Below are 16094 nucleotides of genomic sequence, written 5' to 3' on the forward strand. Positions count from 1 at the left end.
TATCGGCCGACAAGAGGATTTCTCCAGTCGCCGACCGATCAGAGGGCATGGAAAATCATTGCAGTGGGATATCGACTGCCTGCAAGGGGTTGCCGTCCCGGTCGTGGAAGGTGACTTGAAGGCTCTGGGCCGTGACATGCAGGTGGGCGAAGTTGTCCTGACTCACCACTTTGCTGGTCAGTTCATAGCGGTACTCACCACTTTGGGTGCGGGCCATCGGCCTGTGGAAAATAAAATCCGAGGCTTTTGCAAAAGGCAGCAATTTGCTGTTGTAGAACGGCGAGGAAACCACGGTGTTGACCTCGAAATCAGGATCCTCGCTATGACGCAGGCGGCTGGTCATGGAGCCGTGGACATCGCCCGAGACGAAAACCACGTTTTTGATCCGATGGCGGCGTATGGTTTCCAGCAGGCGCAGGCGTTGTTCCGGGAACGCCTGCCAGGCGTCGCCGTCATCGTGCTTGCTGTCAGGGAAGAACATGACGCTGGTCACGACGAGTTTGACCCGGGCGGTGCTGTTGATAAGCCATTGGAGCAGGGACTGTTCCTGTTCCTCGTCGAGGATGCGCCGATCGTGCGCCGACAGGTTGCGTTGCGTCCGACTGTCGGTGACGAACCATTGGATATCGCCGTGGGTGAAGGTGTACCAGTAGCGGGTTAACGACTTGTGTAATGTTCCGTCGCTCGACAGTTCATGGGCGGGCCCGTGGCTGGCCTGATAAAGCCCATAAGCGCCCATGGCATTGGCGTATAGAACATCGTCGTTACCGGTTTTCCTGGCGGGCCAGTTGTCTTCGATCTCATGGTCGTCAAGGATCATGTAGGTAGGGGTGCCAGACATCAGTTTGCGGATATGCGGCTGGCTAAATACCGATCGGTATCTGAAAAGGATGTTCTGATAGGTTCGGTCCGGTCCGATGACATTCAGGTCATCCAGATAAACCTGATCGCCGGTCATCAATACCGCGCTGATCGGCGGGTCGGCCTGTTCCACGAGGCGATTGATGCCGGCAAAGGTGCGGTCCCCAAGCCCCGGTAGCAACGGGGTGCCGGCGGCGATTCGCAAGTAGCGACAAGAGCCCACGATATAAGCGCGTGGCCCATCGGTTTTGCTGGCCGGGGTGCGTAAGCAGTAGGTGTTCCTGGGCCATTGCAGCGGCAGTTCCTGGACGGTTTCCACGGTATGGGTCGGGCTCAGGGGGCTGAACCAGCCGGCCTGGTATTCGTAGGCGGTGTCGGGTTGAAGGCCTTTCAGCACGATGACATCGGACATGTCGCGGTTGGCCTTCAGTTGGACAAAATGCCCTTTCGACCAGCGTGTATCGCCTTGGCGCCGGTGGCGAATGCCGGCGAATACCCGGTTGTTGTCGTGATCGCCGCGCAGGAATATCCGGGCGTGATCCGTTGTCGTGTGGCCGACAATGGGGCCAACGGTAGGTTTGAACATATTCGAATCCATTCGAAGTTTTAATAGTGGGGTACAAGCATCCAGTTGCCTGGTGGTTTGATGCTAAAGCCCGGCGCGTCATAAATATCGATAGGGAAGGGGGCGCAAGTTGTGGGTAATGACTAACAGGGGGTGTAGTCATTTAAAACTTGCGGGGTAGGAAAATGCCGGGTTGCCTGACAGACCGCCATCGCGAGCAAGCTCGCTTCCACAGGGGGCTTGGTTGGCTTCAAGTTAAGGTGCAGCACCACAAGTCATTGTGGGAGCGAGCCTGCTCGCGATGAGGCCGGCACATCCAACCTCCCTGTACCTGGCCTGAATTCCAGGCAAAAAAAAGCCCCGCCAAACGGACGGGGTTGAGGTACGAGCGTGGCGCTCGGAAAACAGTGCGCCGAATGGCCCTCCGCAAGGGAGGGCCGCCCGGTGTTACAGCAGGATGGTGCGGATGTCGCCCAGCAGGTCGCTCAAGCGCTTGGTGAAGCGTGCAGCGGCGGCGCCGTTGATCACACGGTGATCGTAGGACAGCGACAGTGGCAGCATCAGCTTCGGCTGGAAGGCTTTACCGTCCCAGACAGGCTGGATGGTGGCCTTGGAAACACCCAGGATCGCCACTTCCGGCGCGTTGACGATCGGCGTGAAGCCGGTGCCGCCAATGTGGCCGAGGCTGGAAATGGTGAAGCAGGCGCCTTGCATGTCGTCGGCGGTGAGCTTCTTGTTCCGGGCTTTTTCGGCCAGGGCAGCGGCTTCGGCAGCCAGTTGCAGCAGGCTCTTCTGGTCGACGTTGCGGATGACCGGTACCAGCAGGCCTTCCGGGGTGTCGACGGCAAAGCCGATGTGCACGTATTTCTTGCGGATCACAGCCTTGCCACTCGGGGCCAGGGAGGCGTTGAAGTCCGGCAGTTCCTTGAGCAGGTGTGCACAAGCCTTGAGCAGCAGAGGCAGCACGGTCAGCTTCACGCCGGCCTTTTCCGCCACGGCTTTCTGCGCGACGCGGAAGGCCTCCAGCTCAGTGATATCAGCCTGGTCGAACTGAGTCACGTGGGGAATGTTCAGCCAACTGCGATGCAGGCTCGACGCGCCGATCTGCATCAGGCGAGTCATGGCCACTTCTTCGGTTTCGCCGAAGCGGCTGAAGTCCACCGCCGGGATCGGCGGAATGCCCGCGCCGCCAGAGGCGCCTTCGGCCGGTGCGTTCTTGGCTTTCTGCATCATGGCCTTGACGTAGGCCTGCACGTCTTCCTTCAGCACGCGACCGTGTGGGCCGCTTGGGCCAACGGCCGACAGCTCGACACCGAATTCACGGGCCAACTGACGCACCGCAGGGCCGGCGTGCACCTTGGCACCGCTTGGCGCAGGCGCGGCGGCAACCGGAGCAGCCTCGGCCTTGGCGGCAGGCGCGGCAGCCGGAGCCGGAGCGGCTTCAGTTTTGGCGGCAGGCGCAGCGGCTTGGGCGGGTGCGGCAGGTGCGGCGGCACCGGCTACTTTCAGCTTGAGGATGAAATCGCCTGTGCCCACTTCATCTTCCAGCTTGACCGCGATGCTTTCCACCACGCCGGCAGCCGGCGATGGGATTTCCATGCTGGCCTTGTCGGATTCCAGGGTGATCAGCGACTGGTCGGCTTCGACGGTGTCGCCCACCTTGACCAGCACTTCGATGATCTTGGCCTTGCCCGACGAACCGATGTCCGGGACATGAATGTCCTGGACCGTGGCAGCGGCAGGTGCGGCTGCCGGGGCGGGAGCTGCCGCAGCAGCCGGTGCAGCGGCAGGCTTTTCAGCCGCCGCCGGGGCAGCAGCCGGTGCAGCCGCTTCAGGTGCCGCAGCGGCGCCTTCGACTTCCAGCTCCAGCAGTTCGTCGCCTTCTTTCAGGCGGTCGCCCAGCTTCACTTTCAGGCTCTTGATGACACCGGCCTTCGGCGCAGGCACTTCCATGCTGGCCTTGTCCGATTCAAGCGTCAGGATGCTCTGGTCGGCTTCGATACGGTCGCCGACCTTCACAAACAGTTCAATTACTTCACCTTCACCGCTGCCGATGTCAGGTACGCGAATGAGTTCGCTCACGAAAATTCTCCTCAGCAGTCCAGTGGGTTGCGTTTTTCTGGATCGATGCCGAACTTGACGATGGCCTCGGCCACCACCTTGGGTTCGATATCGCCACGGTCAGCCAGGGCTTCCAGGGCTGCCAACACAACGAACTTACGGTCGACTTCGAAGAAGTGACGCAGTTTCTTGCGGCTGTCGCTACGGCCGAAACCGTCGGTGCCCAGCACTTTGAATTCCTTGGAAGGAACCCACTGGCGGATCTGCTCGGCGAACAGCTTCATGTAGTCGGTAGAGGCGATGACCGGACCTTTGCGGCCGTTCAGGCATTCTTCGACGTAGCTCAGCTTTGGCTTCTGGCCAGGGTGCAGGCGGTTGCTGCGTTCTACGGCCAGGCCGTCGCGACGCAGTTCGTTGAAGCTGGTGACACTCCAGACGTCGGCGCCGACGTTGAATTCTTCACGCAGGATCTTCGCTGCCTCACGCACTTCGCGCAGGATGGTGCCGGAGCCCATCAACTGGACGTGGTGCGCCGCTTCGCGGGTGTCTTCTTCGAGCAGGTACATGCCCTTGATGATGCCTTCCTCGGCGCCGGCCGGCATGGCTGGCTGCTGGTAGGACTCGTTCATCACGGTGATGTAGTAGAAGACGTCCTGTTGCTCTTCGGTCATCTTCTTCATGCCGTCCTGGATGATCACCGCCAGCTCGTAGCCGTAGGTTGGATCAAAGGTGCGGCAGTTCGGGATGGTGGCAGCCAGAATGTGGCTGTGACCGTCTTCGTGTTGCAGGCCTTCGCCGTTCAGTGTGGTCCGGCCAGCGGTGCCGCCGATCAGGAAGCCACGGGTGCGGCTGTCGCCAGCGGCCCAGGCCAGGTCGCCGATACGCTGGAAGCCGAACATCGAGTAGAAGATGTAGAACGGCAGCATCGGCTGGTTGTGGCTGGAGTACGAAGTGCCGGCAGCGATGAAGGAGCTCATGGCGCCTGCTTCGTTGATGCCTTCTTCGAGGATCTGGCCCTTCTTGTCTTCCTTGTAGAACATCACCTGGTCTTTATCGACTGGCTCGTAGAGCTGGCCGACGGAGGAGTAGATGCCCAACTGACGGAACATGCCTTCCATACCGAAGGTACGGGCTTCGTCCGGAATGATCGGAACGATGCGCGGGCCGATTTCCTTGTCCTTGACCAGTTGCGCGAGGATCCGCACGAAGGCCATGGTGGTGGAGATTTCACGGTCGCCCGAGCCGTCGAGGATAGCCTTGAGGGTATCCAGCGATGGGGTTGGCACGCTGAAGCTTTGCGCGCGGCGCTGCGGCACGAAACCGCCCAGTGCAGTGCGGCGCTCGCTCAGGTAGCGGGCTTCGGCGCTGTTTGGCTCTGGCTTGAAGAACGGCAGGTTCTCCAGTTCGTCGTCTTTGACCGGAATGTCGAAACGATCACGGAACAACTTCAAGCTGTCGACATCGACTTTCTTGGTGTTGTGCGCAGTGTTCTTCGCTTCGCCAGCACCGGTGCCATAACCCTTGATGGTCTTGGCCAGGATGACGGTGGGTTGTTCTTTGTGGTTGACCGCTTCGTGGTACGCCGCGTAGACCTTGTACGGGTCGTGGCCGCCACGGTTGAGTTTCCAGATCTCGTCGTCGGACAGGTCTGCAACCATTGCCTTGAGTTCAGGCGTGTTGAAGAAGTGTTCACGCACGAACGCGCCGTCTTTGGCTTTGTAGTTCTGGTACTCGCCGTCGATGACTTCGTCCATGCGACGTTGCAGGATACCGTCGACGTCCTTGGCCAGCAGTGGGTCCCAGAAACGGCCCCAGATGACTTTGGTCACGTTCCACTGGGCACCGCGGAATACGCCTTCGAGCTCCTGGATGATCTTGCCGTTGCCGCGAACCGGGCCGTCGAGGCGCTGCAGGTTGCAGTTGATGACGAAGATCAGGTTGTCGAGCTTCTCGCGGCCGGCCAGGGAGATCGCACCGAGGGATTCCGGCTCGTCGCACTCGCCATCGCCCAGGAAGCACCAGACTTTCTGCTTGCCTTCCGGGATGAAGCCACGGGCTTCCAGGTACTTCATGAAACGTGCCTGGTAGATCGCCTGGATCGGGCCCAGGCCCATGGATACAGTCGGGAACTGCCAGAAGTCGGGCATCAGCCAAGGGTGCGGGTAGGACGACAGGCCCTGACCGTCCACTTCCTGGCGGAAGTTGTTCATCTGCTCTTCGGTGATGCGGCCTTCCATGAACGCACGGGCGTAGACACCTGGGGAGGTGTGGCCCTGGAAGTAGATCAGGTCGCCGCCGTGTTCGTCGGTCGGGGCCTGGAAGAAGTAGTTGAAGCCGATGTCGTACAGGGTTGCGCTGGAGGCGAAGCTGGAGATGTGACCGCCCAGGTCAGAATCTTTCAGGTTCGTACGCATCACCATGGCCATCGCGTTCCAGCGTACCAACGAGCGAATGCGGCGTTCCATGAACAGGTCGCCAGGCATGCGTGCTTCGTGGGTGACGGGGATTGTGTTGCGGTACGGCGTGGTGATGGCGTAAGGCAATTGCGAACCGCTGCGGGTTGCGAGTTCGCCCATACGGGTCATCAGATAGTGAGCACGGTCTTCGCCTTCTTTGTCGAGAACCGATTCCAGGGCGTCCAGCCATTCCTGGGTTTCGACGGGATCGAGGTCTTGCATGGCTTGCTCCAGGGCGGAAAGGCTACCAGAATCGGTTGCCTGAGTTTGCGACTGGCCTTGTGGGCAGACGATATAAATTCTTGGATTGCCGAAGGTTGTTTCGGCGGCGTGTAGTTTTACTACAAATCGTCGGCCGTTTCAGCCTTTCGAATGTATAGACGAGTAGTAAAACTACACATGAGCGGCTTCTGGCCCCTCGTTTCGTTGTGAGAATAATCGTTACTGTTGGTCTTTAGCCAACTCGTACAGGTAAAAACTTGATGCCGGCTGCCAATAAAATCAGATTTTCAGCTATTTATCATCTTTGTTCGACAGTCGATCAGGTAGTGTCTTTTAAAAAAACACTACATCGAGCCTTTCCCGCGCCGATCAAGGATAGACCATGAGCCTGCCCTCGCTTGCCCCAATACCGGAAACGGTACCGGCCATTCTCCAGTCATTGGTCAGTCGTGCCGAGCAGTCGTTCCGTGCGGTGGTCGCCTTGTTCGACGACGACCACGGGCTGTCGGCCTGGACCCCGCAGCGTTGGGAGGCGTTCAACCGTATTGCCGCCGCCAGCGACTTTGTCATCGAACAGAGCGTCCGTGACCCGGTGATGCTGCTGGAGCTGGTGCGCAGCGGCGAACTGGACCGCAGCCTGGCGCCCGGTGAAATGTGCGCGCAGATCGGTGCCGCCGTGCAGGCCGCCGAGACTGAAGAAGAACTGGGCCGCGTCCTGCGCCGCCAGCGCACCCGCCAGCAGGTACGGATCATCTGGCGCGACCTGACCCGCCAGGCCGACCTGGTCCAGACCTGCCGCGACCTCTCGGACATGGCCGACACCTGCATCGACCAGGCCTATCAATGGTTGTACCAGCGCCTCAGCCAGCAATTCGGCGTACCCACCGGACGACGCAGCGGCGAGCCGCAGCAGATGGTCATCCTGGGCATGGGCAAGCTGGGTGCCGTGGAGCTGAACCTGTCGTCGGACATCGACCTGATCTTCGCCTACCCCGAGGGCGGCGAAACCGTGGGCGTCAAGCGACCGCTGGATAACCAGGAATTTTTCATCCGCGTCGGCCAGCGCCTGATCAAGGCCCTGGACCCGATGACCGTCGACGGCTTCGTGTTTCGCGTCGATATGCGCCTGCGTCCCTACGGCTCGGCCGGTGCGCTGGTGCTGAGCTTCAATGCCCTGGAGCAGTATTACCAGGACCAGGGCCGCGACTGGGAGCGCTACGCCATGATCAAGGCGCGCGTGGTGGCGGGTGACCAAGTGGCCGGTGCGCAGTTGCTCGACATGCTGCGCCCGTTCGTCTATCGCCGTTACCTGGATTTTTCCGCCATCGAAGCGCTGCGCACCATGAAGCAACTGATCCAGCAGGAAGTGCGGCGCAAGGGCCTGGCCGACAACATCAAGCTGGGCTCGGGCGGCATTCGCGAGGTGGAGTTCATTGCCCAGGCGTTCCAACTGATTCATGGTGGTCGCGACTTGAGCTTGCAGCAGCGCCCGCTGCTTAAAGTGCTGGGCACCCTGGAGGGCCAGGGGTACCTGCCGGGCAAGGTGATCGATGAGCTGCGCCAGGGCTATGAGTTCCTGCGTTATACCGAGCATGCGATCCAGGCCATCGCCGACCGCCAGACCCAGATGCTCCCGGATAGTCCGCAGGATCAGGCGCGCATTGCGTTCATGCTGGGTTTTGCCGACTGGTCGGCCTTTCATGAACGATTGATGTACTGGCGCGGGCGTGTGGCCTGGCATTTCGGCCAGGTCATCGCCGACCCGGATGAAGAAGAGGGTGGCGAAAGCGAAGTGGTGGTGGGCGGCGAATGGTTGCCGTTGTGGGAAGACAGCCAGGATGAAGAGGCGGCGTGTCGGCAGTTGGAAGAGGGCGGTTTCGTCGATGCGCCCAAAGCCCTCAAGGCCTTGGCCGCCCTGCGCGGTAGCCCGCAACTGCGCGCCATGCAGCGCCTGGGACGCGAGCGTCTGGATGCCTTCATTCCACGCCTGCTGGCCCAGGCCGTGGAACATGCCGATCCAGACCTGGTGCTGGAGCGGGTGCTGCCCTTGGTCGAGGCCGTGGCCCGCCGATCGGCCTACCTGGTGCTGTTGACGGAAAACCCCGGCGCCCTGCGTCGTTTGCTGACGTTGTGCGCGGCGAGCCCGTGGATTGCTGAGCAAATCACCCGTTTCCCCTTGCTGCTCGATGAATTGCTCAACGAGGGCCGGCTGTTCAAGCCGCCCTTGGCGCCGGAGTTGGCGGCGGAGTTGCGTGAGCGCCTGACGCGCATCCCCGAGGATGACCTGGAACAACAAATGGAGGCGCTGCGGCATTTCAAGCTGGCGCACCGCCTACGGGTGGCCGCTTCGGAAATCGCCGGCAGCCTGCCGCTGATGAAAGTCAGCGATTACCTGACCTGGCTGGCCGAGGCGATTCTCGAACAAGTGCTGGCCCTGGCCTGGCGCCAGACGACCGCCAAGCACGGCGTGCCATTGCGCACCGATGGCAGCCTGTGTGATCCGGGCTTCATTATTGTCGGTTATGGGAAAGTCGGCGGCCTGGAATTGGGGCATGGTTCCGACCTGGACCTGGTGTTCATCCACGATGGTGATCCTCAGGCGGAAACCGACGGCCCGAAACCCATCGACGGCGCGCAGTTCTTCACCCGACTCGGCCAGCGGATCATTCACCTGCTGACCGCCCAGACCAACTCCGGGCAGTTGTACGAAGTGGATATGCGCCTGCGCCCGTCCGGGGCATCGGGGTTGCTGGTCAGCTCCCTCGGGGCGTTTGCCCGTTACCAGGAGAATGAAGCCTGGACCTGGGAGCATCAGGCGCTGGTGCGGGCCCGTGTGCTGGTGGGCAGCCAGGACGTGGGCCAGGCGTTCGAGAAAGTCCGCGCCCAGGTGCTGGGACGCAAGCGGGACTTGCCGACGCTGCGCCAGGAAGTCAGCGAGATGCGCGCCAAGATGCGCGACAACCTTGGCAGCAAGGCCACCGCCGCCGGGACCGCACCGAATGCCTTCGAGGCCACGGCACCCTTCGACCTCAAGCAGGATGCCGGAGGTATCGTCGATATTGAATTTATGGTGCAATACGCGGCCTTGGCGTGGTCCGAGGAACACCCGTCGCTGGTGCGCTACACCGATAACATCCGCATCCTGGACGGGTTGCAGGAGGTCGGGCTGATGCCGGCCGAGGACGCCACGCTGTTGCGCGAAGCCTACAAGGCCTACCGCTCCGCCGCTCACCGCCAGGCCTTGCAGAAAGATGCCGGGGTGATCGCAGGCGATCAGTTCGTGGACGAGCGCCAGCAGGTACTGCGGATCTGGCGGGAGCTGGGCCTGAGCTGAAGATTTAAATGTGGGAGCGAGCTGTGTGGGAGCAAGGCTTGCCCGCGATGAAAACGCCGCGGTCTCTTGAGGACCGCAGCGCCTGGATCGCGAGCAAGCTTTGCTCCCACACAGCTCGCTCCCACCGTTGATGGGTGGGGTGTTGTAGATTAGGGCAACAGGCAGCGACCTAAGCCACAGTGATTCTCGAGGCGGGGAGGCGTAGGCCTCCCCGTATCGTTTTTGGAAAGCAAATGAATATTCTGATCGTTGGGCCCAGTTGGGTCGGTGACATGGTGATGGCGCAGACACTGTTCCAGTGCCTGAAACAGCGTCATCCGCAGTGCGAAATCGACGTCCTGGCCCCCGAGTGGAGTCGGCCGATCCTTGAGCGCATGCCCGAGGTACGCAAGGCCTTGAGCTTCCCGCTCGGCCACGGCGCGCTGGAGCTGGCGACCCGTCGGCGCATCGGCAAATCCCTGGCCGGTCAGTACGACCAGGCGATCCTGTTGCCCAATTCGTTGAAGTCGGCGCTGGTGCCGTTTTTCGCCGGCATCCCCAAACGCACCGGTTGGCGTGGCGAGTTTCGCTACGGCCTGCTCAACGACGTGCGCGCCCTGGACAAAGACCGCTATCCGTTGATGATCGAGCGCTTCATGGCCCTGGCCTACGAGCCTGGGACCGAGTTGCCCAAGCCGTATCCACGACCGAGCCTGCAGATCGACCCGGTGACCCGTGAAGCGGCGCTGACCAAGTTCGGCCTGAGCCTGGATCGTCCGGTGCTGGCCCTGTGTCCGGGGGCCGAGTTCGGCGAATCCAAGCGCTGGCCGGCGGAGCATTACGCCCAGGTTGCCGAGGCGAAGATTCGCGAAGGCTGGCAGGTCTGGCTGTTCGGCTCGAAAAAAGATCACCCGGTGGGTGAAGACATCCGCTCGCGGTTGATCCCGGGGCTTCGGGAAGAGTCGGTGAACCTCAGTGGCGACACTTCCCTGGCCGAGGCCATCGACCTGCTGTCCTGTGCCGATGCGGTGGTCTCCAACGACTCCGGCCTGATGCACGTGGCCGCGGCCCTGAACCGCCCATTGGTGGCGGTCTACGGTTCCACCTCGCCGGGCTTCACGCCACCGCTGGCCGACAAGGTCGAAGTCGTGCGCCTGGGCATCGAGTGCAGTCCGTGCTTCGACCGCACCTGTCGCTTCGGTCATTACAATTGCCTGCGCCAGCTCATGCCGTCGTCGGTGAACGAGGCCCTTGAGCGTCTGCAGGGCACACCCGTGGAGGTTCGGTAACTTGCGGGTATTGCTGATCAAGACCTCTTCGCTGGGGGATGTGGTCCACACCCTGCCGGCGCTGACCGACGCGGCGCGGGCGATTCCTGGCATCAAGTTCGATTGGGTGGTGGAAGAAGGCTTCGCCGAAATCCCCACCTGGCACCCGGCTGTGGGCAAAGTCATTGCGGTAGCGATCCGTCGCTGGCGCAAGAACCTCTGGCAAACCATCAAGAGTGGCGAATGGCGACGCTTCAAGCAGGGCGTGCGCGCTGAAAAGTACGATCTGGTCATCGACGCCCAAGGCCTGCTGAAAAGCGCCTGGCTGACCCGCTACGTCAAGGCCCCGGTGGCCGGCCTGGATAAAAATTCGGCCCGTGAGCCCCTGGCGGCGCGCTTTTATTCCCGGCGCCTGGCGGTGGCTCGCGGTCAGCATGCGGTCGAGCGCGTACGGCAGCTATTTGCCCTGGCGCTGGGTTATGACTTGCCGCAGACCCAGGGCAGCTATGGTCTCGACATCGACCGATTGGTGGAATTGCCACGCCCCTATCCCTATGTGGTGTTCCTGCACGGCACGACCTGGGAGTCCAAGCACTGGCCCGAACTTTACTGGCGCCAGCTCACCGAGCGCATGGGGCAGTTCGGCGTAGTGGTCAAATTGCCGTGGGGCAACCCGGCCGAGAAGGCCCGGGCCGAACGCATCGCCAGCGGGCTGCGTAACGCCTTGGTGCTGCCGAAGCTGAACCTCGGCGGGATGGGCAAGGTGCTTGCCGGCGCCCAGGCCTGCGTGGCGGTGGACACCGGTCTCGGTCACCTGGCCGCGGCCTTGGACGTGCCGACCATTTCGCTGCTCGGCCCCACTAATCCAGTGCTGACCGGCGCCTATGGCAAGGGCCAGATTCACCTTGCCAGTGATTTCCCTTGCGCGCCATGCATGCAGAAACATTGCACTTACCCGCCGACCGCCGAAGATGCCCGGCGGTTTGACCTGAAACGCGAGCAGCCCCTGTGCTTCACGCGTCTGAACCCCGAGCGTGTTGCCAGCCACCTGAGCACGTTATTGGCTGAGGAGCCGCGCTGATGCAATTGGCTTTTGTCCTTTATAAGTACTTCCCCTTTGGTGGCCTGCAGCGTGACTTCATGCGCATCGCCCTGGAGTGCCAGCGACGCGGTCACCAGATCCGTGTCTACACGCTGATCTGGGAAGGTGACGTGCCGCCCGGCTTCGAAGTGCTGGTGGCGCCGGTCAAGGCGCTGTTCAACCATCGCCGCAACGAGAAGCTCAGTGCGTGGATGGAGGCCGACCTGGCCAAGCGCCCGGTGGACCGTTTGATCGGCTTCAACAAGATGCCCGGCCTGGACGTGTACTACGCCGCCGACGGCTGCTTCGAAGACAAGGCGCAGAACCTGCGCAATTCGCTGTACCGGCGCTGGGGCCGCTACCGGCATTTCGCCGAGTACGAGCGGGCAGTGTTCGCCAAGGACGCGAAGACCGATGTGCTGATGATCTCCGAAGTCCAGCAGCCACTGTTCATCAAGCACTACGGCACGCCGCTGGAGCGCTTTCACCTGCTGCCACCGGGCATCGCCCAGGACCGCCGTCGGCCTGCCGACGCCGACGAGATCCGCGCGGCGTTCCGGGCCGAATTCGAGCTGGCCGAGGACGACCTGCTGCTGGTGCAGATCGGTTCCGGGTTCAAGACCAAGGGCGTGGATCGCAGCCTCAAGGCCCTGGCCGCGCTGCCAACCGAATTGCGAAAACGCACCCGGCTGTTTGTAATCGGCCAGGACGACCCCAAGGTATTCCAACTGCAGAGCGCCGCACTGGGGCTCGGTGACAATGTGCGGTTCCTCAAGGGCCGCAGCGACATCCCGCGCTTCCTGCTGGGCGCCGACCTGTTGATCCATCCGGCGTACAACGAGAACACCGGCACGGTACTGCTCGAAGCGCTGGTGGCCGGGTTGCCGGTGCTGGTCAGCGCGGTGTGTGGGTACGCCCATTACATCGCCGAGGCCGACAGTGGCCTGGTGCTGGACGAGCTGTTCGAACAAGCACAGCTCACCGAGTACCTGGTGCGTATGTTGAACGATGCCGAGGCCCGGGCGACCTGGAGCCGCAACGGTCTGGCCTTCGCGGAGACGGCCGACCTCTACAGCATGCCGCAGCACGCGGCCGATGTGATATTGGCGGAGCAAGCACAATGAAGTTGATGCTGGCCGAACCGTTCAAGAGCCTTTGGGCCGGGCGCGATGCGTTCGCCGAAGTCGAGGCGCTCAAGGGCGAGGTCTATCGTGAACTGGAAGCCCGGCGCACCTTGCGCACGGAGGTGGACGGTCGCGGTTTTTTCGTGAAGATCCACCGCGGCATTGGTTGGGGCGAGATCTTCAAGAACCTGCTGACCGCCAAGCTGCCGGTACTGGGCGCGGGTCAGGAGTGGAAGGCAATCCAGCGTTTGCAGGAAGTCGGGGTGCCGACCATGACCGCCGTTGCGTATGGCGAGAAAGGCAGCAATCCAGCCGACCAGCATTCGTTCATCGTCACCGAAGAACTGGCGCCGACCGTCAGTCTCGAAGATTTCAGCATGGACTGGGTCAAGCAGCCTCCAGAGCCCAAGCTCAAGCGGGCGCTGATCGCCGAAGTGGCGCGCATGACCGGCATGATGCACCGCGCCGGAGTCAATCATCGTGACTGCTACATCTGCCACTTCCTGCTGCACACCGATAAGCCGGTGACGGCTGAAGATTTCAAGCTTTCGGTGATTGACTTGCACCGTGCGCAGGTCCGCGAAACCATCCCCAATCGCTGGCGTAACAAAGACTTGGCTGCACTGTATTTTTCGATAATGGACATTGGTCTGACTCGCCGCGACAAGTTGCGTTTTCTCAAGGGCTATTTCCAGCAGCCGCTGCGCCGGACGCTGGTCGAAGAGGCTTCACTGCTGACCTGGCTCGAAGGCAAGGCCAACAGGCTATATGCACGCAAACTGCGCTACGGGGGCGCGCTCTGATGTCGGGTTGGGTACTGGAACCTTCCTACGCTGGGCTGACAAAAGATTTTGGCAGCCTCGATGCGGTGTTTGCTCTCCAGGGGGAGCGCCTGACTCGCGACCCGCTGTCGGAGGTGATCCGGGTACAGCGCGACGGCGTGAATTATTACGTCAAGCGCTACACCGGGGCCGGCAAGGGCTTGCGGCGTTACTTGGGCAAGCCACGGGTCAAGTCTGAATGGCAGAACCTCAAACGCTTCGCCAAGTGGGGCATTCCCACGGCCGAAATTGTCGCCTGGGGGCTGGAGCGTCACGGTGCAGTCTACGCCCGTGGTGCGATGATCACGCGAGAGCTGCCTAATACCGAGGATCTCTCGGTCTTGGCCGACCGTCATGATCCAAGGCTGGCGGATCGTGCCTGGGTCGATGGTGTGAGCCGTCAGCTGGCGGCCCACACCCGAACCATGCACGATCATCGTTTCACCCATAACGATCTAAAGTGGCGCAACCTGCTGATCGACGACCAGTCACGGCTGTTCCTGATCGACTGTCCCAATGGCGATTTCTGGCATGGCTTCTGGCTCAAGTACCGCATCACCAAGGATTTGGCATGCCTCGATAAAGTGGCCAAGTATCATTTGTCGGCCACTCAGCGTCTGCGCTTTTACCTGCAATATTGCCAGCGCGACCGGCTCGATGCGGGCGACAAAAAACGCATCCGTCACGTGGTGAGGTTTTTCGAGGGGCGGGAATGACTTGTTTCTCGGTCGCTGAACGCCGGCCACTGCCGGAGCACCCATGGATGACTCGCCCAGGCGCTCAACGCAGCCATAAGGAGGTCCGCTGATGAATTTGTCCGAACTGAAAAACGCCGGACGCAGCCCGAGCCTGCCGCTGAGTCTGGAGTTGGCGGACGCGGCGGGTCCGGCGCAACTGCAATTGCTTTCACTGTTGAGAGTATTGCCAGGGCAGCGCTACGTCGGTGCCGGCGTCTGGCGTGGCCGGCCGGTGCTGGCCAAGCTGCTGGTGGGCAGCAAGGCGCCCCGGCATTTTCAGCGAGAGCTGCAAGGCGTTCGCCTGCTGGCGGAGCAGGGGCTGACGACGCCGCTGCTGCTGGCCGATGGCCTGAAGGAAGGCGAAGGCGGCTGGCTGCTGTTCGAACTGCTGGAAGACGCCGAGAGCCTGGGGGACGCCTGGAAGCAGGTCGAGCACTTGCCATTGCTGGCCGATGATCAAACGGCGGTATTGGCCGAAGCCTTGGGGGCCATCGCGCAACTGCATGGCAAAGGCCTGTGGCAGGAAGACCTGCACCTGGACAATCTGTTGCGCCATGACGGCAAGCTCTATTTGATCGACGGTGCCGGCATCCGCGCCGAAACGTCGGGTCAACCACTGTCGCGGCACAAAGTGCTCGAAAACCTTGGGGTGTTTTTCGCCCAATTGCCCAAATCCCTCAAGCCGTTCAATGAAGAGTTGTTGGTGCATTACCTGCTGGGTAACGCCGAGCACGCACTGCCCATGGAAGCGTTGCAAAAACAGATCGACAAAGTACAGGCCTGGCGTCTGAAGGACTTTCTGGAAAAGGTCGGGCGCGAGTGCAGCTTGTTCAGCGTGAAGCGCGGGCCGTTCGGCCTGCAGGCGATCCGCCGTGATGAAGAGGCGGCCATGGCGCCCGTGCTGGAGCAGGCCGATGCCTTGCTTGCCCAGGGCCATCTGTACAAGGACGGTGGGTCGGCGAGTGTAGGTAAAGTCGAAGTGTGCGGGCGCACCCTGCTGATCAAGCGCTATAACATAAAAAGCTTCGCCCACTGGCTCAAGCGCTTCTGGCGCCCGAGCCGTGCCTGGCATGCCTGGCGCGAGGGGCATCGCCTGGCGTTCCTCGGCATCGCCACCCCCAAGCCGCTGGCGTTGTTTGAAAAGCGTTTTCTGTGGTTGCGCCTCGGCGCTTACCTGGTAACCGAGCATCTGTCGGGTCCCGACGTCATCGAGCGCTTCGCCCCTTACGTGGAAAATGGCGACGCTCCTGAGGCTGAATTGCTGGCGCTGGACCGGCTGTTCGTCGACCTGATACGAGAGCGCATTAGCCACGGCGACTTCAAGGGCCACAACCTGCTCTGGCAGAACGACCGCTGGGTGCTGATCGACCTGGATTCCATGTGCCAACACCGCACCCACGCCAGCTTCGCCCCGGCCTACGCCCGGGATCGGGCGCGGTTCATGCGCAATTGGCCGCAGGACAGTGCGCTGTATCGGGTGATTGATCAGCGGTTGCCCAAAAGTTTTTGAATGATGCCCGATAGCTGCTTCGGTACGTCTCCTGCGTAGGAGCTGCCGAAGGCTGCGATCTTTGTTTGATCACTT

10 protein-coding genes are annotated in these 16094 nt (G+C 61.7%); 7 read left to right on the plus strand and 3 right to left on the minus strand.

Features of this window, described 5'->3' with window-relative positions; all coding sequences use genetic code 11:
* Positions 1 to 55 precede the first annotated feature (55 nt).
* The 3 genes from AD662_RS02545 to aceE all read right to left on the minus strand — a co-directional run bounded on the left by AD662_RS02545 (position 56) and on the right by aceE (position 6165).
* Positions 56 to 1447 carry an alkaline phosphatase D family protein gene (locus tag AD662_RS02545; RefSeq protein ID WP_053185305.1) on the minus strand — a complete coding sequence of 464 codons (1392 nt, stop codon included), beginning with the start codon at positions 1445 to 1447 and terminating at the stop codon, positions 56 to 58.
* 426 nt (positions 1448 to 1873) lie between these two features.
* Positions 1874 to 3508 (minus strand): dihydrolipoyllysine-residue acetyltransferase, encoded by a 1635-nt coding sequence (aceF, locus tag AD662_RS02550; RefSeq protein WP_053185308.1) that lies wholly within the window; start codon positions 3506 to 3508, stop codon positions 1874 to 1876.
* 11 nt (positions 3509 to 3519) lie between these two features.
* Positions 3520 to 6165: a pyruvate dehydrogenase (acetyl-transferring), homodimeric type gene (aceE, locus tag AD662_RS02555; RefSeq protein ID WP_014336242.1), complete on the minus strand. Its 2646-nt coding sequence runs from the start codon at positions 6163 to 6165 to the stop codon at positions 3520 to 3522.
* 382 nt (positions 6166 to 6547) lie between these two features.
* On the opposite strand from aceE, the gene glnE reads away from it, so the two are divergent.
* From glnE to AD662_RS02590, 7 genes are all read left to right on the plus strand, one after another.
* Complete coding sequence (gene glnE / locus AD662_RS02560; protein WP_018614083.1) at positions 6548 to 9499, plus strand: bifunctional [glutamate--ammonia ligase]-adenylyl-L-tyrosine phosphorylase/[glutamate--ammonia-ligase] adenylyltransferase; 2952 nt, start codon at positions 6548 to 6550, stop codon at positions 9497 to 9499.
* A 233-nt stretch (positions 9500 to 9732) separates the two neighbouring features.
* On the plus strand, positions 9733 to 10767 hold the full coding sequence (gene waaF / locus AD662_RS02565; protein ID WP_018614085.1) for a lipopolysaccharide heptosyltransferase II: 1035 nt from the start codon (positions 9733 to 9735) through the stop codon (positions 10765 to 10767).
* 1 nt (position 10768) lies between these two features.
* Entirely contained in the window at positions 10769 to 11827 is a 1059-nt protein-coding gene (gene waaC, locus AD662_RS02570; RefSeq protein ID WP_018614087.1) for a lipopolysaccharide heptosyltransferase I, read from the plus strand.
* Entirely contained in the window at positions 11827 to 12951 is a 1125-nt protein-coding gene (locus tag AD662_RS02575) for a glycosyltransferase family 4 protein (protein ID WP_053185310.1), read from the plus strand. Before waaC ends, AD662_RS02575 begins: the two co-directional genes overlap by 1 nt.
* Entirely contained in the window at positions 12948 to 13754 is an 807-nt protein-coding gene (gene rfaP, locus AD662_RS02580) for a lipopolysaccharide core heptose(I) kinase RfaP (RefSeq protein ID WP_053177867.1), read from the plus strand. Before AD662_RS02575 ends, rfaP begins: the two co-directional genes overlap by 4 nt.
* Positions 13754 to 14488 carry a lipopolysaccharide kinase InaA family protein gene (locus tag AD662_RS02585; protein WP_018614092.1) on the plus strand — a complete coding sequence of 245 codons (735 nt, stop codon included), beginning with the start codon at positions 13754 to 13756 and terminating at the stop codon, positions 14486 to 14488. The genes rfaP and AD662_RS02585 overlap by 1 nt, the downstream gene beginning before the upstream one ends.
* A gap of 91 nt (positions 14489 to 14579) precedes the next feature.
* On the plus strand, positions 14580 to 16019 hold the full coding sequence (locus AD662_RS02590; protein WP_053185313.1) for a lipopolysaccharide kinase InaA family protein: 1440 nt from the start codon (positions 14580 to 14582) through the stop codon (positions 16017 to 16019).
* Positions 16020 to 16094: the final 75 nt, after the last annotated feature.

The organism is Pseudomonas kilonensis (genome assembly GCF_001269885.1).
Classification (GTDB): Bacteria; Pseudomonadota; Gammaproteobacteria; order Pseudomonadales; family Pseudomonadaceae; genus Aquipseudomonas; species Aquipseudomonas kilonensis.

Coding starts and splice junctions, on each gene's coding strand:
- AD662_RS02545 (WP_053185305.1), bottom strand. CDS start 1,447: ATGTTCAAACCTACCGTTGGCCCCATTGTCGGCCACACGACAACGGAT.
- aceE (WP_014336242.1), bottom strand. CDS start 6,165: ATGCAAGACCTCGATCCCGTCGAAACCCAGGAATGGCTGGACGCCCTG.
- glnE (WP_018614083.1), top strand. CDS start 6,548: ATGAGCCTGCCCTCGCTTGCCCCAATACCGGAAACGGTACCGGCCATT.
- waaF (WP_018614085.1), top strand. CDS start 9,733: ATGAATATTCTGATCGTTGGGCCCAGTTGGGTCGGTGACATGGTGATG.
- AD662_RS02575 (WP_053185310.1), top strand. CDS start 11,827: ATGCAATTGGCTTTTGTCCTTTATAAGTACTTCCCCTTTGGTGGCCTG.
- rfaP (WP_053177867.1), top strand. CDS start 12,948: ATGAAGTTGATGCTGGCCGAACCGTTCAAGAGCCTTTGGGCCGGGCGC.
- AD662_RS02585 (WP_018614092.1), top strand. CDS start 13,754: ATGTCGGGTTGGGTACTGGAACCTTCCTACGCTGGGCTGACAAAAGAT.
- AD662_RS02590 (WP_053185313.1), top strand. CDS start 14,580: ATGAATTTGTCCGAACTGAAAAACGCCGGACGCAGCCCGAGCCTGCCG.